22 protein-coding genes are annotated in these 25,242 nt (G+C 58.8%); 4 read left to right on the top strand and 18 right to left on the bottom strand.

Annotated elements, in window-relative coordinates; translation table 11 throughout:
* Positions 1–142: 142 nt before the first annotated feature.
* The gene (locus QCBJ_RS14150; protein WP_102061069.1) at positions 143–1,165 is read right to left on the bottom strand and encodes an amidohydrolase family protein; all 1,023 of its coding nucleotides are present in this window, start codon (positions 1,163–1,165) and stop codon (positions 143–145) included.
* A gap of 140 nt (positions 1,166–1,305) precedes the next feature.
* Between QCBJ_RS14150 and QCBJ_RS14145 the strand changes: the two genes are divergently transcribed.
* Positions 1,306–1,722 (top strand): OsmC family protein, encoded by a 417-nt coding sequence (locus tag QCBJ_RS14145; RefSeq protein ID WP_012723101.1) that lies wholly within the window; start codon positions 1,306–1,308, stop codon positions 1,720–1,722.
* Positions 1,723–1,786: 64 nt separating this feature from the next.
* A complete protein-coding gene (locus QCBJ_RS14140; RefSeq protein ID WP_102061068.1) occupies positions 1,787–2,653 on the top strand; it encodes a pirin family protein in 867 nt (288 codons plus the stop codon).
* A 98-nt stretch (positions 2,654–2,751) separates the two neighbouring features.
* On the opposite strand, the gene QCBJ_RS14135 is transcribed toward QCBJ_RS14140, so the two are convergent.
* The 4 genes from QCBJ_RS14135 to QCBJ_RS14120 form a co-directional block, all read right to left on the bottom strand.
* Positions 2,752–3,480, bottom strand: coding sequence for a dienelactone hydrolase family protein (locus QCBJ_RS14135; RefSeq protein ID WP_046033844.1), 729 nt, complete (start codon positions 3,478–3,480; stop codon positions 2,752–2,754).
* Positions 3,481–3,546: 66 nt separating this feature from the next.
* Positions 3,547–5,451: a molecular chaperone HtpG gene (gene htpG, locus QCBJ_RS14130; protein ID WP_043205029.1), complete on the bottom strand. Its 1,905-nt coding sequence runs from the start codon at positions 5,449–5,451 to the stop codon at positions 3,547–3,549.
* A gap of 89 nt (positions 5,452–5,540) precedes the next feature.
* Positions 5,541–5,993: a PaaI family thioesterase gene (locus QCBJ_RS14125; protein ID WP_046033845.1), complete on the bottom strand. Its 453-nt coding sequence runs from the start codon at positions 5,991–5,993 to the stop codon at positions 5,541–5,543.
* The gene (locus tag QCBJ_RS14120; protein WP_102061067.1) at positions 5,990–6,466 is read right to left on the bottom strand and encodes a PaaI family thioesterase; all 477 of its coding nucleotides are present in this window, start codon (positions 6,464–6,466) and stop codon (positions 5,990–5,992) included. The genes QCBJ_RS14125 and QCBJ_RS14120 overlap by 4 nt, the downstream gene beginning before the upstream one ends.
* A gap of 158 nt (positions 6,467–6,624) precedes the next feature.
* Between QCBJ_RS14120 and QCBJ_RS14115 the strand changes: the two genes are divergently transcribed.
* On the top strand, positions 6,625–6,876 hold the full coding sequence (locus QCBJ_RS14115; RefSeq protein WP_012723095.1) for a hypothetical protein: 252 nt from the start codon (positions 6,625–6,627) through the stop codon (positions 6,874–6,876).
* Positions 6,877–6,966: 90 nt separating this feature from the next.
* Here the strand turns inward: QCBJ_RS14115 and QCBJ_RS14110 are convergent, their stop codons facing one another.
* The 11 genes from QCBJ_RS14110 to sdhC all read right to left on the bottom strand — a co-directional run bounded on the left by QCBJ_RS14110 (position 6,967) and on the right by sdhC (position 21,011).
* Positions 6,967–7,704 carry a DUF599 domain-containing protein gene (locus tag QCBJ_RS14110; protein WP_102061066.1) on the bottom strand — a complete coding sequence of 246 codons (738 nt, stop codon included), beginning with the start codon at positions 7,702–7,704 and terminating at the stop codon, positions 6,967–6,969.
* A 196-nt stretch (positions 7,705–7,900) separates the two neighbouring features.
* Complete coding sequence (gene brnQ, locus QCBJ_RS14105) at positions 7,901–9,214, bottom strand: branched-chain amino acid transport system II carrier protein (RefSeq protein ID WP_046033847.1); 1,314 nt, start codon at positions 9,212–9,214, stop codon at positions 7,901–7,903.
* A 416-nt stretch (positions 9,215–9,630) separates the two neighbouring features.
* On the bottom strand, positions 9,631–10,512 hold the full coding sequence (gene sucD / locus QCBJ_RS14100) for a succinate--CoA ligase subunit alpha (RefSeq protein ID WP_003210566.1): 882 nt from the start codon (positions 10,510–10,512) through the stop codon (positions 9,631–9,633).
* Positions 10,512–11,678 (bottom strand): ADP-forming succinate--CoA ligase subunit beta, encoded by a 1,167-nt coding sequence (sucC, locus tag QCBJ_RS14095; protein WP_003210567.1) that lies wholly within the window; start codon positions 11,676–11,678, stop codon positions 10,512–10,514. Before sucC ends, sucD begins: the two co-directional genes overlap by 1 nt.
* 204 nt (positions 11,679–11,882) lie before the next feature.
* Complete coding sequence (gene lpdA / locus QCBJ_RS14090) at positions 11,883–13,319, bottom strand: dihydrolipoyl dehydrogenase (protein ID WP_012723091.1); 1,437 nt, start codon at positions 13,317–13,319, stop codon at positions 11,883–11,885.
* A gap of 99 nt (positions 13,320–13,418) precedes the next feature.
* The gene (odhB, locus tag QCBJ_RS14085) at positions 13,419–14,645 is read right to left on the bottom strand and encodes a 2-oxoglutarate dehydrogenase complex dihydrolipoyllysine-residue succinyltransferase (protein WP_012723090.1); all 1,227 of its coding nucleotides are present in this window, start codon (positions 14,643–14,645) and stop codon (positions 13,419–13,421) included.
* A gap of 44 nt (positions 14,646–14,689) precedes the next feature.
* Positions 14,690–17,521 carry a 2-oxoglutarate dehydrogenase E1 component gene (locus QCBJ_RS14080; RefSeq protein ID WP_012723089.1) on the bottom strand — a complete coding sequence of 944 codons (2,832 nt, stop codon included), beginning with the start codon at positions 17,519–17,521 and terminating at the stop codon, positions 14,690–14,692.
* A gap of 261 nt (positions 17,522–17,782) precedes the next feature.
* On the bottom strand, positions 17,783–18,487 hold the full coding sequence (locus QCBJ_RS14075) for a succinate dehydrogenase iron-sulfur subunit (protein ID WP_003172807.1): 705 nt from the start codon (positions 18,485–18,487) through the stop codon (positions 17,783–17,785).
* A gap of 11 nt (positions 18,488–18,498) precedes the next feature.
* Positions 18,499–20,271: a succinate dehydrogenase flavoprotein subunit gene (sdhA, locus tag QCBJ_RS14070; RefSeq protein WP_012723088.1), complete on the bottom strand. Its 1,773-nt coding sequence runs from the start codon at positions 20,269–20,271 to the stop codon at positions 18,499–18,501.
* Positions 20,272–20,274: 3 nt separating this feature from the next.
* Positions 20,275–20,643, bottom strand: coding sequence for a succinate dehydrogenase, hydrophobic membrane anchor protein (gene sdhD / locus QCBJ_RS14065; RefSeq protein ID WP_003172805.1), 369 nt, complete (start codon positions 20,641–20,643; stop codon positions 20,275–20,277).
* Entirely contained in the window at positions 20,637–21,011 is a 375-nt protein-coding gene (gene sdhC / locus QCBJ_RS14060; RefSeq protein ID WP_003190005.1) for a succinate dehydrogenase, cytochrome b556 subunit, read from the bottom strand. Before sdhC ends, sdhD begins: the two co-directional genes overlap by 7 nt.
* A 365-nt stretch (positions 21,012–21,376) precedes the next feature.
* On the opposite strand from sdhC, the gene gltA reads away from it, so the two are divergent.
* Complete coding sequence (gene gltA, locus QCBJ_RS14055; protein WP_012723087.1) at positions 21,377–22,666, top strand: citrate synthase; 1,290 nt, start codon at positions 21,377–21,379, stop codon at positions 22,664–22,666.
* A gap of 268 nt (positions 22,667–22,934) precedes the next feature.
* Here gltA and QCBJ_RS14050 read toward each other — a convergent pair whose 3' ends face one another.
* Both QCBJ_RS14050 and QCBJ_RS14045 read right to left on the bottom strand, forming a co-directional pair.
* A complete protein-coding gene (locus tag QCBJ_RS14050; protein ID WP_012723086.1) occupies positions 22,935–24,593 on the bottom strand; it encodes a cation acetate symporter in 1,659 nt (552 codons plus the stop codon).
* A complete protein-coding gene (locus tag QCBJ_RS14045; protein ID WP_012723085.1) occupies positions 24,590–24,901 on the bottom strand; it encodes a DUF485 domain-containing protein in 312 nt (103 codons plus the stop codon). The genes QCBJ_RS14050 and QCBJ_RS14045 overlap by 4 nt, the downstream gene beginning before the upstream one ends.
* Positions 24,902–25,242: the final 341 nt, after the last annotated feature.

Raw genomic sequence — 25,242 nt, 5'->3', positions numbered from 1 at the left:
ATGAAAAGCCCCGACTGGTTCGGGGCTTTTTTATGCGTGTTGATGTCGGTGAGTTTCTGTTCGTTCTGCGCCAACGCCTGGGGGCACGATGGACCTACAGGCGCAAGGTTAATGCGCTTTTGCGCAAGACCAAAACGCGATATCAACGTGCCGCACCCTCGCGCGCCGCTTTAGGCAGGATGGCCAAGAAGTTGTCCCGCGCGACTTTTTGCGCAACGTCCTCGGGCAAGGCATCCAGAAAAGGGTCAAAGCGGCGCATTTCCTTACCCAGCTTGTTGAAGCGCCCTACTACGTCAGAGCCCAGCATGAAGCGCTCTGGAAAGCGCTCTACCAGCTTTACCCACTCCGGGCGCGGCTGACCCCCATCATCCAGCAAGTACGGCGTGAGCATGCTCCAGGACAGGTCGATATACAGGTTCGGATAGGCCTCCAGCATGCGGCTCAAGGTGGGCAACAAAAAGTCCATCCGCACCTGATGGCGGTGGATCTCCTTGCTGGTGCCGGCATGCGCCCAAATGAAGCGGGTGTGGGGATGGTTGCGCAGCGGCTCCTCCACTTCCGCCAGGTACAGCGGGTTGCGCTCGCGCTTGGAGGTGATGTTGGAGTGCAGCATCACCGGCAGGTCGTTCTCCGCCGCCAAGTGATAGATGCGGGTCATGGCTTCGTTATTGGCGCGTGGGGTGTCGCCCGCAGTGATAGCCGTCAGGTCATCATGGCGCGTGAAAACTTCGCCGATGCCCTGCCACAGCCCAGGGTTGAGGTCGAGCATGCGCTGGATATGGGCATCGGAGTTCTTGTCGTTGGGGTTGAAGCCCGACAGAAACGGGTGAAAACGCTGGCGCTGCTCAGGGGTCAGTTTGTTGACCGCTGCGGCCACGATCACATCGGTTGCGCTGTACCAGTAGGCATCGGCGTCGTCACCGGCGTAATAGCGTGGGCGCTTGGGTTCGTCTTCGTGCCATTTCTTCGCCACTGGAATGCCGGAAATCATCACGTGCTCGATGCGGTTGTCGGCCATGGCCTTGAGCAGCTTGTCCATGCCCGCCGTTTCCTGGAAGAAATCCACGTAATGCAGGTGCGCGTCGCTGTAGGCATAGTCGCGGGCCTGCGCGGCAAGGCTGCCGGCGGCGAGCAACAGGGCAAGAGTCAGGCGAGTCCAGGGCACGGTAAAACCTCGATAAGGGCTGATACGGGTAGACCTTGCGCGGCGTGCCGCGGTTCATCCCCCAAAAAACGTGGAACACTGAAGTGCCAGCATGCTCTATAACTGCATGACCTTCATCCTGCCCCCCTGTGAGGTTTGCCATGCCTGTTACCGTGAACACCCTGAACCAGGACAACTTTCGCCACAGCGTCAACATCAACAACCATGAGTTGTTTACCGACCTGCCCAAAAGCCTGGGCGGTGACGATTCGGCGCCCTCCCCCCATGACTACTTCGATGCCGCCCTGGCGTCGTGCAAGGCCCTGACCCTCAAGCTCTACGCCCAGAAGAAAGATATCCCGCTCACCGGTGTCACCGTGGAGGTCACCCACGACGCCGCCGAGGAGCAGAAGGGCAAATACAAACTCAACGTCAAGCTGACCCTTAAAGGTGTGCTCACCGATGAGCAACGCGATGAGCTGCACCGCGTGGCCGACCGCTGCCCCGTGCACAAGCTGATGACCACTGCCGAAATCAGCATCGACACTCAACTGTCGGAAGGCGCCTTCAGCCAATAGCGGCAACCTCCCGTCGAGCGGGTTATGCTCAGCACTCTCCAACCCGCTCAGACTGGGACGCACCATGAACACCCTCACCGTGATTCGCCCTCGCGCCGAAGACGTCGAAGGCCAACCGATCCTGCGCCCGCTGCCATCACGGGAATGCCGCAGCGTCGGGCCTTTTGTGTTTTTCGACCATATGCTGCTCACCCGCTATGCACCGGGCGATGGCATGAATATCCGCCAACATCCGCATATCGGGCTGTCCACGCTGACGTACCTGTTCGAAGGGGTATTGCAGCACAAGGACAGCTTGGGCTCGGACCAGGTGGTGCAGGCGGGCGACGTCAGCTGGATGACCGCCGGCAGCGCGATTGCCCACGTCGAGCGTACACCCGAGGCGGTCAGGACCCATGGTTTCAGCCTGCATGGGCTGCAAGTGTGGCTGGCCTCACCCAAGGACCACGAGACCGGGCCAGGCCACTACAGTCATCACCCGGCCGCGAGCCTGCCGGTGAGCGACAACCTGGGCGTGCAGATCCGCCTGATCGCGGGCGACGGTTTTTGCCTTAAATCGCCGGTGCCGGTGCTCTCGCCCACCTTGTATGCCGAGGTGCAAATGCAAACGGCCACCACGCTGCTGATCCCGGATGAGCATGAGGAACGTGCGGTGTATGTGCTGGAGGGCGAGGCTCAGTTGGACGGTGAGGCGCTAGAGGTGCACAGCCTGGTGGTGTTGCCGGCCGAACGGGAGATGACGTTGTCTGCCGATACCGATTGTCACCTGGTCTTGATTGGCGGCGCGGCGCTGGATGGGCCACGGCGGATCAATTGGAATTTTGTCGCGAGTGACCCGGCGGTGATCGAGCAGGCCAGGCAGCGCTGGGCGGCTGGGGATTGGCCGACGGTGCCGGGTGAGTCTGAAAGAATTGAGTTGCCTGTGAGGTAGCTATCGCAGGCAAGCCAGCTCCCACTTTCGACTGTGTTCACAAATCAAACTGTAGGAGCTGGCTTGCCTGCGATGAGGCCCGAACAAGCGCTAGAGATTTAGCCCTTGAACACTTCATCCAACAAGTTATGCATCGACCGGAAGGCCCGCTCAGCAGTCTTCGCGTCGTACATCATCTTGCCCGGCACATTCGCATCCGGGTCGGTGAAGGAGTGCACCGCGCCGCCGTAGCTCAGCAATTGCCAATCCACACCGGCCGCGTTCATTTCATCTTCAAACGCCGGCAGTTGCTCTTTCGGCACCAAGGGGTCCGAGGCACCGTGCAGCACCAGCACTGAGCCCTTGATGTTCTTCGCATCCGCCGGGTTAGGCGTGTCGAGGGTACCGTGGAACGAGATGGCCGCCTTGAGCGGTGCACCGGTACGCGCCAGCTCCAGGGAGCAGCAACCGCCGAAGCAGAAACCAAAAGTCGCCAGCTTGGACGTATCAACCGCTGCCTCAGTCTGGCCCTGCAGCTGCTCAAAGGCCGCCTGCATGCGCTTGTTCAGCAACGCGCGATCATCCTTCAACGGCATCATCGCCGCACCGGCCTCATCGCCGTTCGACGGACGCACAGTCTGCCCGTACAGGTCGGCGATCAACACCACATAGCCGTTGCTCGCCACGCGCTTGGCGATCTCTTCGGCACCCGCACTCACCCCCATCCAATTCGGCGCCATTAACAGGCCCGGCAGCGGACCCTTGTGGCTGGCATCGAACGCCAGGCGGCTTTCATAGGACTGGCCATCAATCTGATAGACCACGGAACGCACAGTGACTTGGCTCATCATTTTCTCCAGGTGAGGTGCAGTAGAACGAAAAAACCCGCCGAAGCGGGTTTTTCTACAACGGTGTTAAACCGACAGTTCAACCAACAGCTTGTTCAGTCGGCGCACATACGCGGCCGGATCTTTGAGGCTGTCACCAGCGGCCAGGGCCGCCTGGTCGAAGAGGATGTGCGACAGGTCGCCAAAACGCTCTTCGCTCTGCTCACCGTCGAGTTTCTCGATCAGCGGGTGAGCCGGGTTGAATTCGAAGATCGGCTTGGAATCCGGCACCTTCTGACCGCTGGCTTCAAGGATCTGGCGCATCTGCATACCCAGGTCCTGCTCGCCGATGGCCAAAATCGCCGGGGAATCGGTCAGGCGGTGGGAGACCCGCACTTCGCTGACGGCATCGCCCAGGGAAGCCTTGATCCGCTCGACCAGGCCTTCTTTGGACTTGGCGACTTCTTCGGCTTCTTTCTTCTCTTCTTCGGAGTCCAGGTTGCCCAGGTCCAGGTCACCACGGGCCACGTCGACGAAGGACTTGCCGTCGAATTCGTTGAGATAGCTCATCAGCCACTCATCGATACGGTCGGTCAGCAGCAGCACTTCGATGCCTTTCTTGCGGAAGACTTCCAGGTGCGGGCTGTTCTTGACCTGTGCGTAGGTTTCGCCGGTGAGGTAGTAGATCTTGTCCTGACCTTCCTTGGCGCGCGCCAGGTACTCGGCCAGGGACACCACCTGCTCGCCATCGTCACCCTGGGTGGAGGCAAACCGCAGCAGGCCGGCGATTTTTTCCTTGTTGGCAAAATCTTCCGCCGGGCCTTCTTTCATGACCTGGCCGAAGTTTTTCCAGAAGCCCTTGTATTGCTCAGGCTCGTTCTTCGCCAGTTTTTCCAGCATGTCGAGCACGCGCTTGGTCAGCGCCGACTTCATGGAGTCGATGATCGGGTCTTTCTGCAGGATTTCCCGCGACACGTTCAGCGACAAATCGTTGGAGTCGACGACGCCTTTGATAAAGCGCAGGTACAGCGGCAGGAAGGATTCTGCCTGGTCCATCACGAACACGCGTTGTACGTAGAGCTTGAGGCCTTTTGGCGCTTCACGCTGGTACAGGTCGAACGGAGCACGGGCCGGTACATAGAGCAGCGAACTGTATTCCAGCTTGCCTTCGACCTTGTTGTGGCTCCAGCTCAGCGGGTTTTCGTAGTCATGACCGATGTGCTTGTAGAACTCCTGGTATTCCTCGTCCTTGATCTCGGTACGCGGACGGGTCCACAGGGCGCTGGCACGGTTGACCACTTCCCATTCCTGGGCAGGCGTCTCTTCGCCTTCGGCGGCCGCTTGTTCTTTCGGCAGTTCGATCGGCAGGGCGATGTGGTCGGAGTACTTCTTGACGATGTTGCGCAGGCGCCAGCCATCGGCGAACTCGTCTTCACCGTCTTTAAGGTGCAGCACGATACGGGTACCCCGATCGGCCTTGTCGACGGTGGCGATTTCGAACTCGCCCTCGCCTTTGGACGACCAGTGCACGCCTTCGCTGGCGTCGAGGCCGGCACGGCGGCTGAATACCTCAACCTTGTCAGCGACGATAAAGGCCGAATAGAAGCCCACGCCGAATTGGCCGATCAGGTGCGAATCTTTTTTCTGGTCGCCCGACAGGTTCTTCATGAAATCGGCGGTGCCGGATTTGGCGATGGTACCCAGGTGGGTGATCGCGTCTTCGCGGCTCATGCCGATGCCGTTGTCTTCGAGGGTGACGGTCTTGGCGTCTTTGTCGAAGCTCACACGGATTTTCAGTTCCGCGCCACCTTCCAGCAACTCAGGCTTGGACAGGGCTTCGAAACGTAATTTGTCGACAGCGTCAGAGGCGTTCGAGATCAATTCGCGAAGGAAGATTTCCTTGTTGGAATACAGCGAATGGATCATGAGGTGCAGCAGTTGCTTCACCTCGGTCTGGAAGCCCAGGGTTTCCTTTTGAGTTTCCACACTCATGGTCATCAAACTCCAATTGGATGGCAGTGGCCGCGCCCTGAAGGGTTGGCGGCGGGTTGTCATCAAAGTTGGGGGCTAAGACCAGGATTTCAAGGGCGGCTTGGTTCCTCGATCTTGAAATGCGCGCGAGCGGTGGCGATGGGCTCCGCCGCCGTGCTTTGCCAGGCGGTAATCGCCACATTGGCCACCCGTCGGCCTTGGCGCCACACCTGGCATTTGGCGTAAGTGTCGCGAAATTGGCCGGCGCGCAGGTAATCCAGGGAAAAATCGATGATTTTCGGGATACCCGGTGTGCCAGTAAACACCAGCAGGTGCAGCGCCGCCGACAGCTCCATAAAACCCGCGATCACCCCGCCGTGCAGCGCCGGCAATATAGGGTTACCAATATTGTCCTTGCTGGCCGGCAGGCGAAACAGCAGCTCATCCCCCAGCCGGGTGCATTCGATGCCAATCAGTTTGGCATAGGGAATCAGCTCGAGCAGCGCCGCGTAGTCGCCGCGCTCATGGGCTTGTTCCAGACGGGTCTTGAAGCGGTGCGTCATGCCTGCTCTCCTTTGATCGTGCTGCTCAACCCTTGAGTGCCCTTGAGGCGCTTACCCATGCGCATGAAGGTACCGACCACATGGGCAATGGGTTGCTGCGGGTCATCCTGATAGGCGAATCCACGGGTAAAAATCACGTCGGCAGTCACTCGGTAGCATTGAGCAAAGCCGTATACAGGCTTGCGCGGCTCGGCGGGATGCATGTAGTCGATGCGCAGGTCCAGGGTCGGGCACACCTCAAACTCCGGCAACACACACAGGGTGGCCATGCCGCAGGCGGTGTCCATCAGCGAGGTCAGCGCGCCGCCATGGATCACTCCGGTCCGCGGGTCACCGACCAAATGCAGCGCATAAGGCATGACCAGCGTGATGCCCTCCTTGCTGGCCTGATAAGCGGCAATACCCAATACCTGACAGTGGCGCAAGGCCGATACAAAACGCTTCGCACGCTCTAACAAAGGATTTTCGGTCATGGGCTCCAGACTCTTATGGGTGGGGATATGCCGTGCAGGTGGTACGCGTGAAAGTTCCTTGGCGACCGTGGTTTATATATCTGCGCAATAAAAGGAACTAATGCTGAACGGCCATGCTCGAAAGGCCAGTAGATATCTTCAATAAGGAGAAACACCCCATGCGCAAGACTTTAGCTATTTCCATGATGTTGGCCGCTGCCCTCGGTCTCGCTGCCTGCGATAAAAAATCCGAAGACAAAGCCCAAGATGCCGCCGCGCATTCTGAGCAAGCTCAGAAAGATATGGCGAAAGCTCAGGATAAAGTGAACGACGCTGCGAAAGAAAACGCCGATGCTGCCAAAGCTCAGGCTGAATCGAACGCAGCCGCCGCAAAAGAAGCAGCACCTGCTACGCCTGCCACCGGTTCTTGAGACCGCGGCTTGAAATAGCTTCGCTGCAAAAAGAAAGCCCGCTTAAATAGCGGGCTTTTCTTTGTCTGCTGTTTTTAGTTGAAGCGTTAATTAAACAGCCTCTTTCACCGCCTCCGGCGGCGACGTATCCGTCTGTGTATACACCATCACTTGCAGTACGTCGGAATGGAATTCCCGACGGTACAGTACCAACACTACCCCACTGCTCATCAACATGAATAACCAAGGGCTGACAAACCACGCCAGCATGGTCATGCCGAAGTAATAAGCGCGCAGGCCAAAGTTGAACTGGTTGGCGGCCATGGAGATCACCCGCGCCGCGCGCAGTGCAAACGCCTTGCGCTCCTGCTCCGACACATGCCGCTCACCAATCATCGGTGCCGAGCCGACCAGCACCGCCGCGAAGTTGTATTGGCGCATGCACCAACTGAACGTGAAGAACGCATAGACGAACACCAGCGCCAGGCACAACAGCTTGATCTCCGACATGCCTTGGGAAGCCTGCTGCACCATGGGAATGTCGGCCAACAGCGACACCGCGCGTTCCGAGGCACCCAGCACGGTGAGAATACCGGCCAGGATGATCAAGGTACTGGAGGCGAAGAACGAGGCATTGCGCTCCAGGTTGCCGATCACGCTGGCGTCGGCGATGCGGTTGTCGCGCAGCAGCATGCGGCGCATCCAGTCTTCGCGATACAGGTGCAGCACACTGGCCAGGCAGGCGGTGTCGCGGGCCATCCAGGTGGCGTAGCGGGTGTAGCCGCCCCAGCAGAGGATAAACCAGAGGGCGGCCAGCAGATGGATCTGATTGGTTTCGACGAACGACATGCGGGTCCTGTTACACAGTGGCGGGTGGCGGAACACGGTCTGAAGGTGGGAGCCCGCTCCCACACTGATCGCATTCCAATGTTTAGATTCTGTAGCCTGTTCGACGCTAGCTCAGGCCAAAAGACACTGCCTGATGCCCATAAAAAATGCCCCGTATCGATTGATACGGGGCATTTCAGCACTGCGCGAACGTGGGTTATGCGATCGCTTCGCTACGCTTGCCGAGCATACGGTCAATCACCACCGCCACGACCAACGTCATCACCGACGGCACCAACCACGCCAGGCCTTGTTCGCTCAGCGGCAGGTTCGCCAGTTGCGACGGCATCCAGCCCGCCAGGCCCGCGCCCTTGAGCGCGTCGATGCAACCGAAGATGAACGACACCAGCATCACCGGGCCAACGATGCGGCCCTGCTCCTGCCAGAAGTCTTTGCAGAAGCTCAGCGCCACCAGCACGATGCACGGCGGGTAGATCGCGGTGAGTACCGGGATCGAGAACGCAATCAGCTTGGTCAGGCCCAGGTTCGACACGAACAGCGAGAACAAAGCCAGGATCACGACCAGCGTCTTGTAGGACAGCGGCAGGATTTTGCTGAAGTACTCAGCGCAAGCGCAGGTGAGGCCCACGGCGGTAACCAGGCACGCGAGCGAGATCAACACCGCCAGGAAACCGCTGCCCAGGGAACCGAAGGTGTGCTGCACGTAGGCATGCAACACGGCGGCACCGTTAGCCGCACCCGAGGCGACTGCATGGCTGCCCGAGCCGAGGCGGAACAGGCTGATATACACCAGCGCCAGTCCCACACCGGCAATCAGCCCGGCAATGATCGCGTAGCGGGTGATCAGCTTCGGCGACTCGACGCCACGGGAGCGAATGGCATTGACGATCACGATGCCGAATACCAGGGCGCCCAGGGTGTCCATGGTCAGGTAACCATTGATAAAGCCCTGGGAGAACGGCGCAGCCACGTATTCCGGGGTAGCAACGCCCACGTCACCGGCCGGCAAGGCGAACGCCGCGATACCGAGGATGGCCAGCGCGATGATCTTCAGCGGCGCCAGGAAGCGGCCAACAGTGTCCAACAGACGACCTGGGTACAGGGAGACAAAGAACACCACCAGGAAGTACACCGAGCTATAGAGGAACAGCGCCAGCGGGCTTTCGCCGGTCAGCGGCGCCAGGCCCACTTCGAAGGAGACGGTCGCGGTACGCGGGGTGGCGAACAGCGGCCCTACCGCCAGATACGCCGCCGCCGCGAGCAGGCCACCGGCGATCTTGCCGATCGGGCTGCTCAACGCGTCCATACCGCCACCGACCTTGGCCAGGGCGATCACCGTGACCACCGGCAAACCCACTGCGGTGATCAGGAAGCCCAGCGCTGCCATCCAGACATGAGGCCCGGACTGCAAACCCACGATAGGCGGGAAGATGATGTTGCCGGCGCCCACGAACAGGGCAAACGTCATAAAGCCCAGCGCCAGGATGTCCTGGCTTTTCAACACTTTCATTTGAGGAAATACCACACTACTGAATCGGAATTTAGAGGGGGATTCCCTGTGGATGAGGGAAATACTGCCGGCCCTTATGGGCGCCGAACGGTCTAGCGCGCGGCTTCCTTTTGGGATGCGGGCGCATAAAGAGGCGGCAAGGGTACAGAATTGGGCTGACAAACGCACTGTTGCGGGGCGCACTGTCCGATAAGCGACATCTCTATGTCGCATTTTCATACTTAATCTGGCAATGCAGATAAATGTGGGAGAGGGCTTGCCCCCGATGGCGAAGTGTCAGTCACTGTATTTGTTAACTGACCCACTGCAATCGGGGGCAAGCCCCCTCCCACATTTTGATCTTTATTAAACCTCAGAAAGCACAAAGGCCACCCGAAGGTGGCCTTTGCTGGTGAAGCGTCAGTAAAGCGCGAGGCTTACTTGACAGCCCAACCGGTCAGCTCGGACAACGCCTTGCCGATGTCTGCCAGCGAACGCACGGTTTTAACGCCTGCGTCTTCCAGGGCAGCAAACTTCTCGTCTGCAGTACCCTTGCCGCCAGAGATGATTGCGCCCGCATGGCCCATGCGCTTGCCCGCAGGGGCAGTCACACCAGCGATGTAGGAAACAACCGGCTTGGTCACGTGTGCCTTGATGTAGGCAGCCGCTTCTTCTTCAGCCGAACCGCCGATCTCACCGATCATCACGATCGCTTCGGTCTTCGGGTCTTCCTGGAACAGCTTCAGGATGTCGATGAAGTTGGAGCCTGGGATCGGGTCACCGCCGATGCCGACGCAAGTCGACTGACCGAAACCGGCGTCAGTGGTCTGCTTAACAGCTTCGTAGGTCAGGGTGCCGGAACGGGAAACGATACCGACTTTACCTGGCAAGTGAATGTGACCTGGCATGATGCCGATCTTGCATTCGCCTGGCGTGATCACGCCTGGGCAGTTAGGGCCGATCAGGACTACGCCCAGCTCGTCGCACTTAACTTTAGCGTCCAGCATGTCCAGGGTAGGAATGCCTTCGGTGATGCAGACGATCAGCTTGATGCCGCCGAAGGCCGCTTCCAGGATCGAGTCCTTGCAGAAAGGAGCTGGAACGTAGATCACGCTGGCGGTGGCGCCAGTGGCAGCTACAGCGTCTTTCACGGTGTTGAACACAGGCAGGCCCAGGTGCTCGGTGCCGCCTTTGCCCGGCGTTACGCCGCCAACCATCTTGGTGCCGTATTCGATGGCTTGCTGGGTGTGGAAACTACCTTGCGAACCGGTAATACCCTGGCAGATAACTTTGGTGTCTTTATTGATCAGGACGCTCATTATTTGCCCTCCGCAGCTTTGACAACTTGTTGAGCAGCGTCGGTCAGGCTGGTAGCCGCGATGATGTTCAAACCGCTTTCTGCCAGTACTTTAGCGCCCAGTTCAGCGTTGTTACCTTCAAGGCGAACAACAACCGGGATTTTAACGCCCACTTCTTTCACTGCACCGATGATGCCTTCGGCAATCATGTCGCAACGAACGATGCCGCCGAAGATGTTGACCAGTACTGCAGCGACGTTGGAGTCGGACAGGATGATCTTGAAGGCTTCGGTTACGCGTTCTTTGGTAGCACCACCGCCCACGTCGAGGAAGTTGGCTGGTTTGCCGCCATGCAGGTTGACGATGTCCATGGTACCCATGGCCAGGCCAGCACCGTTGACCATGCAACCGATGTTACCTTCCAGGGCTACGTAGTTCAGTTCGAACTTGGCAGCGTGCGCTTCGCGCGGATCGTCTTGCGACGGATCGTGGAAAGTCTTCAGCTTAGGCTGACGGTACATGGCGTTGGCGTCGATGTTGATCTTGGCGTCGAGGCAATGCAGATCGCCGTCAGCCTTGATCACCAGCGGGTTCACTTCCAGCAGGGCCAGATCGTGATCCTGGAACAGTTTGGCCAGACCTACGAAGATCTTGGCGAACTGGGCAACTTGCTTGCCTTCCAGACCCAGCTGGAAAGCCAGCTCGCGACCCTGGAATGGCTGAGCGCCAACCAGTGGATCGATAGTGGCTTTCAGAATTTTTTCTGGGGTTTCTTCGGCGATCTTTTCAATGTCCACGCCACCTTCGGTGGAAGCCATGAACACGATGCGACGGCTCGAACGGTCAACGACAGCGCCCAGGTACAGCTCTTTAGCGATATCAGTGCACGATTCAACCAGGATCTTGGTGACTGGCTGGCCATTGGCATCAGTCTGGTAAGTCACCAGACGCTTGCCCAGCCACTGCTGTGCGAAGGCCTTGGCGTCTTCTTTGCTGCGAACCAGCTTAACGCCGCCCGCTTTACCGCGACCACCAGCGTGGACCTGGGCTTTGACAACCCACTCAGTGCCGCCGATTTTGTCGCAAGCTTCTGCTGCTGCTTCCGGGGTGTCTACTGCGTAGCCCTTGGAAACTGGCAGGCCGTATTCAGCGAACAGCTGCTTACCCTGATACTCGTGAAGATTCATGCTTTTTACCGTCTTCGTTAGGTACTGCGCATTCGGCGCTGCGCTCATTATGAGTGCCGCGCCACCTGTGACTGCTGCTTGCGCAGCTTGCGGGGCTCAAGGCCCGTAAAGCTGCGCAAGACTGCGTCCAGCGGATATTCCGCGGTGAGTCTTGCGCGCAAGGCTCACGACGGGCAACTCCGCCGTGGTTTCTTATTATCTCGCTTAACGCTTCTTCTTGTTGGCGATGTGGATGGCGCCGCCATTCACTGCCAACGCTGCTTCGTGCAACGCTTCGGACAGGGTCGGATGGGAGAAGACCATCATGCCCAGGTCTTCGGCACTGGTGCCGAATTCCATACCGATTGCGCCTTGCTGAACCAGTTCTGCAGCGCTTGGGCCAATCACGTGGACGCCCAATACGCGGTCAGTCTTGGCATCAGCGATGACTTTGACAAAACCACCGGTGTCGTTGGCTGCCATGGCACGGCCAGAAGCGGCAAACGGGAAGGTGCCGACGTTAACTTCAACGCCTTCAGCTTTCAACTGCTGTTCGTTCTTGCCGACCCATGCAATTTCCGGGTGGGTGTAGATAACCGACGGGATCAGGTCGTAGTTCATCTGGGTTTTGTGGCCCTTGATGCGCTCGACCACCATGATGCCTTCTTCGGACGCTTTGTGCGCCAGCATCATGCCGCGAACCACGTCGCCGATGGCGTAGACGCCAGGCACGGTGGTAGCGCAATGATCGTCAACGTGGATGAAGCCACGCTCGTCGATGTTCACGCCGCTGTCCGAAGCCAGCAGGTCGGTGGTCACTGGACGGCGACCCACGGCGACGATCAGCTTGTCGAAAGTGATGGTCTTTTCGCCATCCTTGTCGGTGTAGTTGACAACAACTTCTTCACCGTTGACTTTCGAACCGGTCACGCGAGCGCCCAGCTTGATGTCCAGACCTTGTTTGGTCAGGGTCTTCAGCGCTTCTTTGGACACGGCGGTGTCGGCAGCCAGCAGGAACGTGTCCAGGGCTTCCAGCACGGTGACTTCGGAACCCAGGCGGGACCAGACCGAACCCAGTTCCAGGCCGATCACGCCAGCGCCGATCACGCCCAGACGCTTAGGTACCGCTTGGAATTCCAGGGCGCCGGTCGAATCGACGATCACGTTCTGGTCAACCGGAGCCGGTGGAATGTCGATTGGACGCGAGCCTGGTGCCAGGATCACGTTTTCGGCTTCGATGATTTCGGTCGAACCGTCTGGCTTGGTGATTTCAACTTTCTTGCCGGCCAGCAGCTTGCCGTGGCCTTGCAGGGAAGTGACACCGTTGGCCTTGAACAAGGTGGCAACGCCGGAAGTCAGGCCTTTGACGATGTTGGCTTTACGGCCGACCATTGCTGGCACGTCCATGGTCACGCCAGCATGGTTGATACCGTGGATCGCGAAACCGTCTTGGGCTTCGTGGAATTTCCAGGAGCTGTCCAGCAGCGCCTTGGAAGGAATGCAACCAACGTTCAGGCAAGTACCGCCCAGTGCCAGTTTGCCTTCCTTGTCGGTGTATTTTTCGATGCAAGCAGTCGAGAGGCCCAGTTGTGCGGCCTTGATGGCGGCAACATAGCCGCCAGGACCTGCACCAATCACTACAACGTCAAATTTCTGCGACATGAAAATAGTTCCTCTATTCAGCGACAAGCTTCAAGCGACAAGCCGCAAGCCAAGCTGCTTTTTCCTACAGCTTGTAGCTCGCAACTTGCCGCTGCGTCTTTAGATGTCCAGCAGCAGACGAGCCGGGTCTTCCAGCAGGTTCTTGATGGTCACCAGGAAAGTCACGGCTTCTTTACCATCGATCAGGCGGTGATCGTAAGACAGTGCCAGGTACATCATTGGGCGGATCACGACTTGGCCGTTGATGGCCATCGGACGCTGGATGATGTTGTGCATGCCCAGGATCGCGGCTTGTGGCGGGTTGACGATCGGGGTCGACATCATCGAACCGAAGGTACCACCGTTAGTGATCGTGAAGGTACCGCCGGTCATCTCGTCGATGGTCAGCTTGCCGTCACGGGCTTTCTTGCCGAAGCCGGCGATGCCGCCTTCGATTTCAGCCAGGCTCATCAGTTCGGCGTTACGCAGGACCGGTACCACCAGGCCACGGTCGCTGGAGACGGCAACGCCGACGTCTGCGTAGCCATGGTAAACGATGTCGCCGCCGTCGATGGAAGCGTTGACCGCCGGGAAGCGTTTCAGCGCTTCGGTGGCCGCTTTCACGAAGAACGACATGAAGCCCAGGCGTACGCCGTTGTGGGACTTCTCGAACAGGTCCTTGTACTTCGAACGCAGGGCCATGACTTCAGTCATGTCGACTTCGTTGAACGTGGTCAGCATCGCCATGTTCGACTGTGCTTCAACCAGGCGCTTGGCCACGGTGGCACGTACGCGGGTCATCGGAACGCGCTTCTCGGTGCGGTCGCCGGCAGCGAACACAGGTGCAGCGGCAGCCGGGGCAGCAGCCTTGGCAGGTGCGGCAGCGGGAGCGTTTTTCTTGGCTTCAACAGCGGCAACCACGTCTTCCTTGGTCACGCGGCCGTCTTTGCCGGTGCCCTTGATGGACGCCAGGTTGATGCCGTTCTCGTCAGCCAGCTGACGGGCAGCCGGTGCAGCGATTGGGTCTTCAGCGCCAGCAGCCGGAGCGGCAGCAGGCGCCGAAGCAGCAGCCGGTGCAGCGGCGGCGGCAGGAGCGGCAGCAGCAGCGCCGCCCTCTTCGATCGAACCCAGTACCTGGTTCGACAGAACGGTAGCGCCTTCTTCGGCAACGATTGCGCCCAGCACGCCGTCAGCCTCAGCCAGCACTTCCAGCACGACCTTGTCAGTCTCGATGTCAACGATCAGGTCGTCACGCTTGACGGCCTCACCTGGTTTCTTGTGCCAGGTGGCAACGGTGCCATCGGCAACCGATTCCGGGAATGACGGGGCTTTGATTTCGATAGCCATTATCTGTGGGTCCTTAAAATTCGGTTTCAGTCAGCGCGAAGGCGTTAAACAGTGAAAGCATCTTGCAGCAGTTTTTCCTGCTGCTCGGCGTGCATCGACGCATAACCACACGCAGGTGCAGCGGAAGCATCACGGCCGGCATATTCCAGGCCCAGGGCCTTGTTATGGTTGCCGATGCTGCGACGCAGGTGATGCTGGCTGCTGTACCACGCGCCCTGGTTCATCGGCTCTTCCTGGCACCACACCACGTGAGTGAGGTTGGTGTAAGGCGCGATGGCCTCCATCAGGTCGTCTTCCGGGAACGGGTAAAGCTGCTCGATACGCACGATAGCGATGTCTTCGCGGCCTTCGGCACGGCGTTTTTCCAGCAAGTCGTAGTAGACCTTGCCGCTGCACAGGACCAGGCGAGTCACCTTGGCCGCGTCCAGCGTGTCGATTTCTGGAATAACGGTCTGGAACGAACCATCAGCCAGATCTTCCAGGGTCGAGATGGCCAATTTATGACGCAGCAGCGACTTCGGTGTCAGCACAACCAGCGGCTTGCGCAGCGGGCGGATCACCTGGCGACGCAGCAAGTGGTAGATCTGGGCCGGGGTAGTCGGCACGCACACCTGGATGTTGTGCTCGGCGCACAGCTGCAGGTAACGCTCCAGACGGGCCGAGGAGTGCTCAGGACCCTGACCTTCATAACCGTGTGGCAGCAGCATGGTCAGACCGCACAGGCGACCCCACTTGTGCTCGCCGCTGGTGATGAACTGGTCGATAACCACCTGTGCACCGTTGGCAAAGTCGCCGAACTGGGCTTCCCAGATCACCAGCGCCTGAGGCGTGGTGGTCGAGTAACCGTATTCGAACGCCAGAACGGCTTCTTCGGACAGGAACGAATCGTACAGGTCGAAACGTGGCTGGCCTTCGTACAGGTTCTGCAACGGGATGTAGGTGCCCGCGTCTTTCTGGTTGTGCAACACCGCATGACGGTGCGAGAACGTACCACGGCCGATGTCCTGGCCGGTCATGCGGATCGGGTGACCTTCGAACGCCAGGGTCGCGTACGCCATGGTTTCGGCGTAACCCCAGTTGATCGGCAGGCCGCCGGCTTGCATCTTCTGACGGTCTTCGTAGATCTTGGAGACCTGACGCTGCACCACGAAACCGTCCGGAATTTCCAGCAGCTTGGCGGACAATTCCTGCAGGGTCTTCAGATCGAACGACGTATCGTGACGCGCAGTCCAGGCGTGGCCCAGGTACGGACGCCAGTCCACGAACAACTCTTTGTTCGGCTCTTTAACCAGGCTTTTTACAACATGCAGGCCATTGTCCAGCGCGTTGCGGTATTCATCGATTTTCGCCTGAACACGCGCGTCATCCAGTACACCGGCCTTGGTCAGGCTTTCGGCGTACAGCTCACGGGTGGTGCGCTGCTTGCTGATCTGCTGGTACATCAACGGTTGGGTGCCGCTTGGCTCGTCCGCTTCGTTGTGACCGCGACGGCGGTAGCAAACCAGGTCGATCACCACGTCACGCTTGAACTGCATGCGATAGTCGATGGCGAGCTGGGTCACGAACAGCACGGCTTCCGGATCATCGCCATTCACATGGAGGATCGGTGCCTGGATCATCTTGGCAACGTCGGTGGCGTACTCGGTGGAGCGCGCATCCAGCGGGTTGCTGATGGTGAAGCCAACCTGGTTGTTGATGACGATGTGAACCGTACCGCCGGTCTTGAAGCCGCGGGTCTGCGACATCTGGAAGGTTTCCAGGACCACGCCTTGACCGGCAAATGCCGCGTCGCCGTGGATGGAAATCGGCAGGACCTTCTCACCGGTGGTGTCGTTACGACGATCCTGGCGAGCCCGAACCGAACCCTCGACCACTGGAGAAACGATTTCCAGGTGGGATGGGTTGAAGGCCATGGCCAGGTGAACTTCACCGCCGGTGGTCATCACGTTGGACGAGAAGCCCTGGTGGTATTTAACGTCACCGGAACCCAGCTCGACCTTCTTCTTACCTTCGAACTCGTCGAACAGCTCACGCGGGTTCTTGCCGAAGGTGTTGACCAACACGTTCAGGCGACCACGGTGGGCCATGCCGATCACGACTTCCTTGGTACCGTAGGAACCGGAACGCTGGATCAGCTCGTCGAGCATCGGGATCAGGCTTTCGCCGCCTTCCAGGCCGAAACGCTTGGTGCCCGGGTATTTGGTGCCCAGGTATTTTTCCAGGCCTTCGGCAGCGGTAACGCGCTCGAGCAGGTGGCTGCGTACGTCGGCGGACAACACCGGACGGCCACGCACACCTTCCAGGCGATGCTGGAACCAGTGACGTTGCTCGGAATCGGTGATGTGCGTGAACTCAGCACCAATGGTGCGGCAATATGTCTGCTGCAACGCTTCGTGAATTTCGCGTAGGCTCGCTTCCTCTTTGCCGATGAACAGGTCGCCGGCACGGAAGGTCGTATCAAGATCGGCATTGGTCAAGCCGTAATGATTGATCGACAGGTCAGCAGGTGCAGGACGCTGCCAGAGCCCCAGCGGGTCAAGCTGGGCCGCCTGGTGGCCACGCATCCGATAGGCCTGGATCAGTCGCAGTACTTCAACTTGCTTCTTCTCGTGCTCACTGCTCACGCTGCCGGCGGAAACCGGTTGAGCGCGGCGCTGGTTCTTTGCCAGCAGCACGAATTGATCGCGAATCGTTGCATGCGATACATCGGTGGCAGCGTTGCCGTCTGAAGACAACGTCTGAAATTTGGTGCGCCATTCTTCTGGCACAGCGTTAGGGTCGTGCAGGTAGAGCTCATAAAGCTCTTCCACATAGGCAGCGTTACCACCTGAAAGATAGCCGCTGTTCCACATGCGCTGCATCACGCTTTCTTGCATGCTTGGTCACCCTCGATTTGGGGACACCACCGGCGAAAACACCGAGTTTGCTTGCAAAAGGCCAAGTGCAGCGACCAAAACAAGCCACTTAGGATCACGCTGATAGTTCGGGTACCAACCCGAATGCCCCTGCTTGTCTCATTTCTTCAAAATAAGAGCCGCGGCTTTGTAAGTCGCTGCTCAAGTTAAAACTACGGCGCCGGTTGAAGCCTGCGCCGTAGCATTTACGGGCACAACGGTCCTGCCTTGTTACAACGTCAGTTACACGCCGCTCTGCAGCAGCATGTTACGAATGTGACCAATGGCCTTAGTCGGGTTCAGGCCTTTGGGACATACGTTGACGCAGTTCATGATCCCGCGGCAGCGGAATACGCTGAACGGGTCATCCAGCGAAGCCAGACGCTCGGACGTCTTGGTGTCACGGCTGTCCGCCAGGAAGCGGTACGCTTGCAGCAGGGCAGCTGGACCCAGGAACTTGTCCGGGTTCCACCAGAAGGACGGGCACGAAGTCGAGCAGCAAGCGCACAGGATGCACTCGTACAGACCGTCGAGCTTCTCGCGCTCTTCCGGGGACTGCAGACGCTCGATGGCCGGGGCCGGCGTGTCGTTCTGCAGGAACGGCTTAACTTTCTCGTATTGCTTGTAGAAGATGCTCATATCGACGACCAGGTCACGGATAACCGGCAAACCTGGCAGAGGACGAACGATCAGCTTGTTGCCTTTAACCACGGCGGACAGCGGCGTGATGCACGCCAGGCCGTTTTTGCCGTTGATGTTCATGCCGTCGGAACCGCACACACCTTCACGGCAAGAGCGACGATAGGAGAAACCTTCGTCCTGCTCTTTGATCAGTGCCAATACATCCAGCACCATCAGGTCTTTACCACCGGTATCGACCTGGAACTCCTGCATGAACGGCGCAGCGTCCTGATCAGGGTTGTAGCGATAAACACTGACTTTCAACATGGCAGCCACCCTTAGTAAGTCCGAATCTTCGGTTCAAACGTCGGAACCGTCTTCGGCGAGAAGTTCACGGCACGCTTGGTCACGCGCTTGTCACCCGGGAAGTACAGGGTGTGGCACAACCAGTTTTCGTCGTCGCGGTCTTCAAAGTCTTCACGAGCGTGGGCACCACGGGATTCTTTACGAACCTCGGCGGCGATCGCGGTCGCTTCGGCCACTTCCAGCAGGTTTTGCAGCTCAAGGGCCTCGATACGAGCCGTGTTGAACGCCTGGCTCTTATCGTTGATCTTGACGTTGGCGATGCGCGTGCGCAGGTCAGCCAGCTGGGCGATGCCCTTCTGCATGTATTCGCCGGTACGGAACACACCGAAGTAGTTCTGCATGCAGCTTTGCAGCTCGCGACGCAGGGTTGCCACGTCTTCGCCATCCGTGCGCTCGTTCAGAGCGTTCAGGCGCGCCAGGGCAGCTTCGATGTTGGCGTCGGTTGCGTCATCGTATTCGATGCCGTCGGTCAGCGCTTTTTCCAGGTGCAGGCCGGCCGCGCGGCCGAAGACCACCAGGTCGAGCAGCGAGTTGCCGCCCAGGCGGTTGGCGCCGTGTACCGATACGCAAGCCACTTCGCCTACCGCGAACAGACCATGAATGATCTCGTCCACGCCGTCGGCGTTCTGGGTGATCGCCTGGCCATGGATGTTGGTCGGCACGCCGCCCATCATATAGTGGCAAGTTGGAACAACCGGAACCGGAGCCACCACAGGGTCAACGTGTGCGAAGGTCTTGGACAGTTCGCAGATACCCGGCAGACGGCTGTGCAGCACTTCTTCGCCGAGGTGATCGAGCTTAAGCAGTACGTGGTCGCCATTCGGGCCACAGCCGTTGCCAGCGATGATTTCCTTAACCATCGAACGGGCAACAACGTCACGACCGGCAAGGTCCTTGGCGTTCGGAGCATAACGCTCCATGAAACGCTCGCCGTGCTTGTTGATCAGGTAACCACCTTCACCACGGCAACCTTCGGTCACCAGTACACCGGCGCCGGCGATGCCGGTCGGGTGGAACTGCCACATTTCGATGTCTTGTACCGGCACGCCTGCACGCAGTGCCATGCCGACGCCGTCACCGGTATTGATCAGGGCATTGGTGGTCGACGCGTAGATACGGCCTGCACCGCCCGTCGCCAGCACGGTAGCCTTGGCGCGGATGTAGGTGGTTTCACCGGTTTCGATGCAGATGGCGATCACACCGACGAACTCGCCTTGTGCGTTCTTCACCAGGTCAACAGCGTAGTACTCGTTCAGGAACGTGGTACCGGCTTTCAGGTTGCCCTGATAAAGGGTGTGCAACAGCGCGTGACCGGTACGGTCGGACGCGGCGCAGGTACGGGCAGCCTGCCCGCCTTTGCCGTAATCCTTCGACTGGCCGCCGAATGGACGCTGGTAGATACGGCCTTGTTCGGTACGGGAGAACGGCAGACCCATGTGGTCCAGCTCGAACACCGCGGCCGGGCCTTCCTGACACATGTATTCGATAGCGTCCTGGTCACCGATGTAGTCGGAACCCTTGACGGTATCGTACATGTGCCAGCGCCAGTCATCGTTCGGGTCGGCGGAGGCGATGGCGCAGGTGATGCCACCCTGGGCCGATACGGTGTGGGAACGGGTCGGGAACACCTTGGTGATCACGGCAGTCTTGTGACCACCCTGGGCCAGCTGCAGCGCAGCGCGCATGCCAGCACCGCCGCCACCAATAATGATGGCGTCGAATGAAATAGTTGGAATGTTAGCCATGAATCAGATACCCCAAAGAATCTGCACACCCCAGACGAAGTAAGCGAACATCGCGACGCCGCAGACTGCCTGGAAGAGAAAACGTACTGCAGTCGCGGACTTGCCCAGCGCCATCGGCGTCAGGTAGTCGGTCGCGATGGTCCACATGCCAACCCAGGCGTGTGCGCCCAGGGCAACAAGGGCCAGCAGACTGAAGATTCGCATCGCATTGTGGGAAAACAGGCCGTGCCATTGCTCATAGCCGATGCCCGGGTTTGCGACGAGGTATCCGATCAGGAAAATGAAATAAGCCGCGAGAACGACCGCAGACACACGCTGTGCCATCCAGTCATAGAGGCCCGAACGCGAAAGGTTCGTAACGCTGGTTACCATATCCAAACTCCTGCCAGAACGATCAGCACCACGGAAATGGCGATGATGATTTTCGAGCCCAGGCGGCCGCCTTCCAGCGTCTCACCGATGCCCATGTCCATGATCAAATGGCGCACACCGGCTACCAGGTGATACAGAAGAGAAGACAGGAGGCCCCATGCTACGAACTTGGCCAGCGGGCTGGTCAAGCATGCCTTCACCTCGGCGTATCCTTCCTCGGAACCCAGGGATTTGCTCAATGCATAAAGCATGATGCCCAAGCCCAGGAACAGGATGATGCCGGAAACACGGTGCAGGAACGACGTAACGCCGGTGATGGGGAGTTTGATGGTCCTTAGGTCTAGGTTTACAGGTCGTTGGCTATTCACGGCTTTTTTTCACACTGAAGAGCCCCTAACAATCAGGGCAAAGTTGTTGGGGAGTGCGACTGGTCAGGTAAGCACCACCCAGGGAGTGCGACCCCCAATGAAAGCAAGCCCAAAAGCCCTTGGCGGTCGGTGGCCGAGTATAGACAGTTAGGTTACTAATGACAACGCGCACTCCTCACCCTAATAGCTGATTGCGCTGGCGGGATAAAAGGCGTAAATGGCGCTCAATTTCGAGGAAAAAGTACGGTTAAAGCCTTCTGGGGCAAGACTTTAGGCAAATTGACATCTGAATTTATCTCACTATAGTGGTGCGGGCCCTGCGTGGGGGGTCTGTCTGATGATTTGAAGCATAAATAGGAGGCCACATGGCTGACAAAAAAGCGCAGTTGATCATCGAGGGCGCAGCCCCCGTCGAGCTGCCCATTTTAACCGGCACCGTTGGTCCCGATGTTATCGACGTACGGGGCCTGACGGCCACGGGCCGTTTCACTTTCGACCCAGGCTTCATGTCGACCGCCTCTTGCGAGTCGAAGATCACCTATATCGATGGCGACAATGGCATTCTGCTTCACCGCGGCTACCCGATCGAGCAACTCGCCGAACAGTCGGACTACCTGGAAACCTGCTACCTGCTGCTAAATGGCGAATTGCCAACAGCCGAGCAGAAGGCCCAGTTCGTCAGCACCGTCAAGAACCACACGATGGTTCACGAGCAATTGAAGACCTTCTTCAACGGCTTCCGTCGCGACGCCCACCCGATGGCCGTCATGTGCGGCGTGGTTGGCGCCCTGTCGGCCTTCTATCACGACTCCCTCGACATCAATAACCCGCAGCATCGCGAAATTTCCGCGATCCGCCTGGTTGCCAAGATGCCGACCTTGGCCGCAATGGTTTACAAGTACTCCATGGGCCAACCCATGATGTACCCGCGCAACGACCTGACGTACGCGGAAAACTTCCTGCACATGATGTTCAACACCCCGTGCGAGATCAAACCGATCAGCCCGGTGCTGGCCAAGGCAATGGACCGGATCTTCATCCTCCACGCCGACCACGAGCAGAACGCCTCCACGTCCACCGTGCGCCTGGCTGGCTCTTCGGGTGCCAACCCGTTCGCCTGTATCGCCGCCGGCATCGCCGCACTCTGGGGCCCTGCCCACGGCGGTGCGAACGAAGCCGTATTGACCATGCTCGATGAAATCGGCGATGTGTCGAACATCGACAAATTCATCGCCAAGGCCAAGGACAAGAACGATCCGTTCAAGTTGATGGGCTTCGGTCACCGGGTCTACAAGAACCGCGACCCACGCGCCACCGTGATGAAGCAGACCTGCGACGAAGTGTTGAAGGAACTGGGGATCAAGAACGATCCGCAACTCGAACTGGCCATGCGCCTGGAAGAGATCGCCCTGACCGACCCGTACTTCATCGAACGCTCGCTGTACCCGAACGTCGACTTCTACTCGGGGATCATCCTCAAGGCGATCGGCATTCCAACCAGCATGTTCACCGTGATCTTCGCCCTGGCGCGGACCGTGGGCTGGATCTCCCACTGGAAAGAAATGCTCTCCAGCCCGTACAAGATTGGCCGCCCGCGCCAGCTGTACACCGGCTACGAGTCGCGTGACATCACCAAGCTGGAAGATCGCAAGTAAGCACTTGAGTTGTACCGAATAAGGCCTCCTCTGGAGGCCTTATTCATTTGTGCAACTTGTAGTGAGCGGGCTTGCCCCGCGCTGGGTGGCGAAGCCGCCCCAAACCCAGGCACCTCGGTTCTAATTGGAGAACTGAGTGCCTGAGATGGGGCGGCTTCGCCACCCAGCGCGGGGCAAGCCCGCTCACTACAGACCTACCCTCACCGATATTCAGGTAAAAAAATGCCCCGGCCTTGCGACCGGGGCATTTCTTTATCCAGCTGCAACCTTAGTGATTAACCGCCCCGCTCGCCCCCAGGCCAGTCTGCGAACGCACAAACTGCGGGAAGTACAGCGCACGCTCTTTCTCTGCCGCCGCCGACTTGTCGGTGATAGAGAAGAACCAGATGCCGACGAACGCAATGATCATCGAGAACAGCGCCGGGTACTCGTACGGGAAGATGGCTTTTTCGTGATGCAGGATCGAGACCCAGATGGTCGGGCCCAGCACCATCAGGCCAACGGCACTGACCAGGCCCAACCAGCCGCCGATCATCGCGCCACGGGTGGTGAGGTTCTTCCAGTACATGGAAAGCAGCAACACCGGGAAGTTACAGCTGGCAGCAATGGAGAACGCCAGGCCGACCATGAACGCAATGTTCTGGCTTTCGAACAGGATACCCAGGCCGATAGCCAGCACCGCCAGGGCGATGGTGGTGATCTTCGACACGCGAATCTCATCTTTATCGTTGGCCTTGCCTTTCTTGATCACGCTGGCATACAGGTCGTGGGACACCGCCGAGGCACCCGCCAGGGTCAAACCGGCAACCACTGCCAGGATGGTGGCGAAGGCCACGGCCGAGATGAAGCCCAGGAAGATACTGCCGCCCACCGCGTTGGCCAGGTGCACCGCCGCCATGTTGTTACCGCCCAGCAAGGCGCCTGCCGCATCCTTGAACGCCGGGTTGGTGCTGACCAGCAAGATCGCGCCGAAGCCGATGATAAAGGTCAGGATGTAGAAGTAGCCGATGAAGCCGGTTGCATACAACACGCTCTTACGCGCTTCCTTGGCGTCGCTCACGGTAAAGAAGCGCATCAGGATGTGCGGCAGGCCGGCGGTACCGAACATCAGTGCCAGGCCCAGGGAGAATGCCGAGATCGGGTCTTTCACCAGACCGCCAGGGCTCATGATCGCCTCACCTTTAGGGTGAACCTTGATCGCCTCGGCAAACAGCATGTTGAAGTCAAAGTTGACATGCTTCATCACCATCAGCGCCATGAACGAGGCACCGGACAGCAACAGCACGGCCTTGATGATCTGCACCCACGTGGTCGCCAGCATGCCGCCGAACAGCACATACAGGCACATCAGGATGCCCACCAGGATCACCGCTACGTGGTAGTCCAGGCCGAACAGCAGTTGGATCAACTTGCCCGCGCCCACCATCTGCGCGATCAGGTAGAACGCCACCACCACCAGCGAGCCACAGGCCGACAGGCTGCGGATCTGGGTTTGCCCGAGGCGATAGGACGCCACGTCGGCAAAGGTGTACTTGCCCAGGTTACGCAGGCGCTCTGCGATCAGGAACAGAATGATCGGCCAGCCCACCAGGAAGCCGATCGAGTAGATCAGGCCGTCGTAGCCGGAGGTAAACACCAGCGCGGAAATACCCAGGAAAGACGCCGCCGACATGTAGTCGCCGGCAATCGCCAGGCCGTTCTGGAAGCCGGTGATTTTGCCGCCGGCCGCATAGTAGTCGGCCGCCGACTTGTTACGTTTGGAAGCCCAGTAGGTGATGCACAGAGTGGCACCGACAAACGCGACGAACATCAAGATGGCGGAGACGTTCAGCGGTTGTTTGTGTACTTCACCGGTCAATGCGTCCGCCGCCCAAAGGGCTGGAGCAAAAAGCGAAGCGCCGAGTACTGCCAGTAGACGCCGGATCATTGCGCAGCCTCCTTGAGAATCGCATTGTTCAGGTCGTCAAATTCGCCGTTCGCCCGACGCACATAGATGCCGGTCAGGACAAACGCAGACACAATCAGCCCGACGCCCAGGGGAATGCCCCAGGTAATCGACGAACCGGGGCTGATCTTGGCCCCCAATACTTGTGGCCCGTAGGCGATCAACAGGATGAATCCGGAGTAGAGCCCTAGCATGATCGCCGAGAGAATCCAGGCGAACCGTTCCCTTTTTCTCACCAGCTCCTTGAAACGCGGGCTGTTTTGAATCGAGAGGTAAATGCTGTCGTTCATTGTTTTTATCCTCGCAGCACAGCTTTTTTATTATTGGAACGTATCCACTGTATGCGGCTGCGGAACAGGTTCCAGACGACCTTAGTATTAGAGGGAGTGTAGCGAGGGATTGGGAGGGCGAAGAAAGATTTGCGGGTCACGAAAATAATGTGGGAGGAGGCTTGCCCCCGATGGCAGTGGGTCAGCTACAGATAAGCTGACTGAAACACTGCCATCGGGTTGTAGAACCGTAGACATCGTTTACATCTGAAACCGGGGACATCGTTTACACATTTGAGGCTTGGACGCGGGTCATACCCCGTCCAAGCCTCCCCAAGGAATAATCACACAGGTACAAATCC

This window comes from Pseudomonas sp. QC2, from assembly GCF_002859085.1.
GTDB classification, from domain to species: domain Bacteria; phylum Pseudomonadota; class Gammaproteobacteria; order Pseudomonadales; family Pseudomonadaceae; genus Aquipseudomonas; species Aquipseudomonas petroselini.
The sequence above is the reverse complement of the archived record's forward strand: the minus strand, read 5'-3'. Positions and strand labels throughout refer to the sequence as shown.

Excerpts from the sequence above, each read along its gene's own strand:
- sdhA (WP_012723088.1), bottom strand. The coding sequence starts at position 20,271 with ATGGCTAACATTCCAACTATTTCATTCGACGCCATCATTATTGGTGGC.
- QCBJ_RS14135 (WP_046033844.1), bottom strand. The coding sequence starts at position 3,480 with ATGAGCCAAGTCACTGTGCGTTCCGTGGTCTATCAGATTGATGGCCAG.
- sucD (WP_003210566.1), bottom strand. The coding sequence starts at position 10,512 with ATGAGCGTCCTGATCAATAAAGACACCAAAGTTATCTGCCAGGGTATT.
- sucC (WP_003210567.1), bottom strand. The coding sequence starts at position 11,678 with ATGAATCTTCACGAGTATCAGGGTAAGCAGCTGTTCGCTGAATACGGC.
- QCBJ_RS14110 (WP_102061066.1), bottom strand. The coding sequence starts at position 7,704 with ATGTCGTTCGTCGAAACCAATCAGATCCATCTGCTGGCCGCCCTCTGG.
- brnQ (WP_046033847.1), bottom strand. The coding sequence starts at position 9,214 with ATGAAAGTGTTGAAAAGCCAGGACATCCTGGCGCTGGGCTTTATGACG.
- QCBJ_RS14145 (WP_012723101.1), top strand. The coding sequence starts at position 1,306 with ATGCCTGTTACCGTGAACACCCTGAACCAGGACAACTTTCGCCACAGC.
- QCBJ_RS14075 (WP_003172807.1), bottom strand. The coding sequence starts at position 18,487 with ATGTTGAAAGTCAGTGTTTATCGCTACAACCCTGATCAGGACGCTGCG.
- QCBJ_RS14125 (WP_046033845.1), bottom strand. The coding sequence starts at position 5,993 with ATGACGCACCGCTTCAAGACCCGTCTGGAACAAGCCCATGAGCGCGGC.
- QCBJ_RS14080 (WP_012723089.1), bottom strand. The coding sequence starts at position 17,521 with ATGCAAGAAAGCGTGATGCAGCGCATGTGGAACAGCGGCTATCTTTCA.
- sdhD (WP_003172805.1), bottom strand. The coding sequence starts at position 20,643 with ATGGTAACCAGCGTTACGAACCTTTCGCGTTCGGGCCTCTATGACTGG.
- QCBJ_RS14050 (WP_012723086.1), bottom strand. The coding sequence starts at position 24,593 with ATGATCCGGCGTCTACTGGCAGTACTCGGCGCTTCGCTTTTTGCTCCA.
- QCBJ_RS14140 (WP_102061068.1), top strand. The coding sequence starts at position 1,787 with ATGAACACCCTCACCGTGATTCGCCCTCGCGCCGAAGACGTCGAAGGC.
- QCBJ_RS14115 (WP_012723095.1), top strand. The coding sequence starts at position 6,625 with ATGCGCAAGACTTTAGCTATTTCCATGATGTTGGCCGCTGCCCTCGGT.
- htpG (WP_043205029.1), bottom strand. The coding sequence starts at position 5,451 with ATGAGTGTGGAAACTCAAAAGGAAACCCTGGGCTTCCAGACCGAGGTG.
- odhB (WP_012723090.1), bottom strand. The coding sequence starts at position 14,645 with ATGGCTATCGAAATCAAAGCCCCGTCATTCCCGGAATCGGTTGCCGAT.
- gltA (WP_012723087.1), top strand. The coding sequence starts at position 21,377 with ATGGCTGACAAAAAAGCGCAGTTGATCATCGAGGGCGCAGCCCCCGTC.
- QCBJ_RS14120 (WP_102061067.1), bottom strand. The coding sequence starts at position 6,466 with ATGACCGAAAATCCTTTGTTAGAGCGTGCGAAGCGTTTTGTATCGGCC.
- lpdA (WP_012723091.1), bottom strand. The coding sequence starts at position 13,319 with ATGTCGCAGAAATTTGACGTTGTAGTGATTGGTGCAGGTCCTGGCGGC.
- QCBJ_RS14045 (WP_012723085.1), bottom strand. The coding sequence starts at position 24,901 with ATGAACGACAGCATTTACCTCTCGATTCAAAACAGCCCGCGTTTCAAG.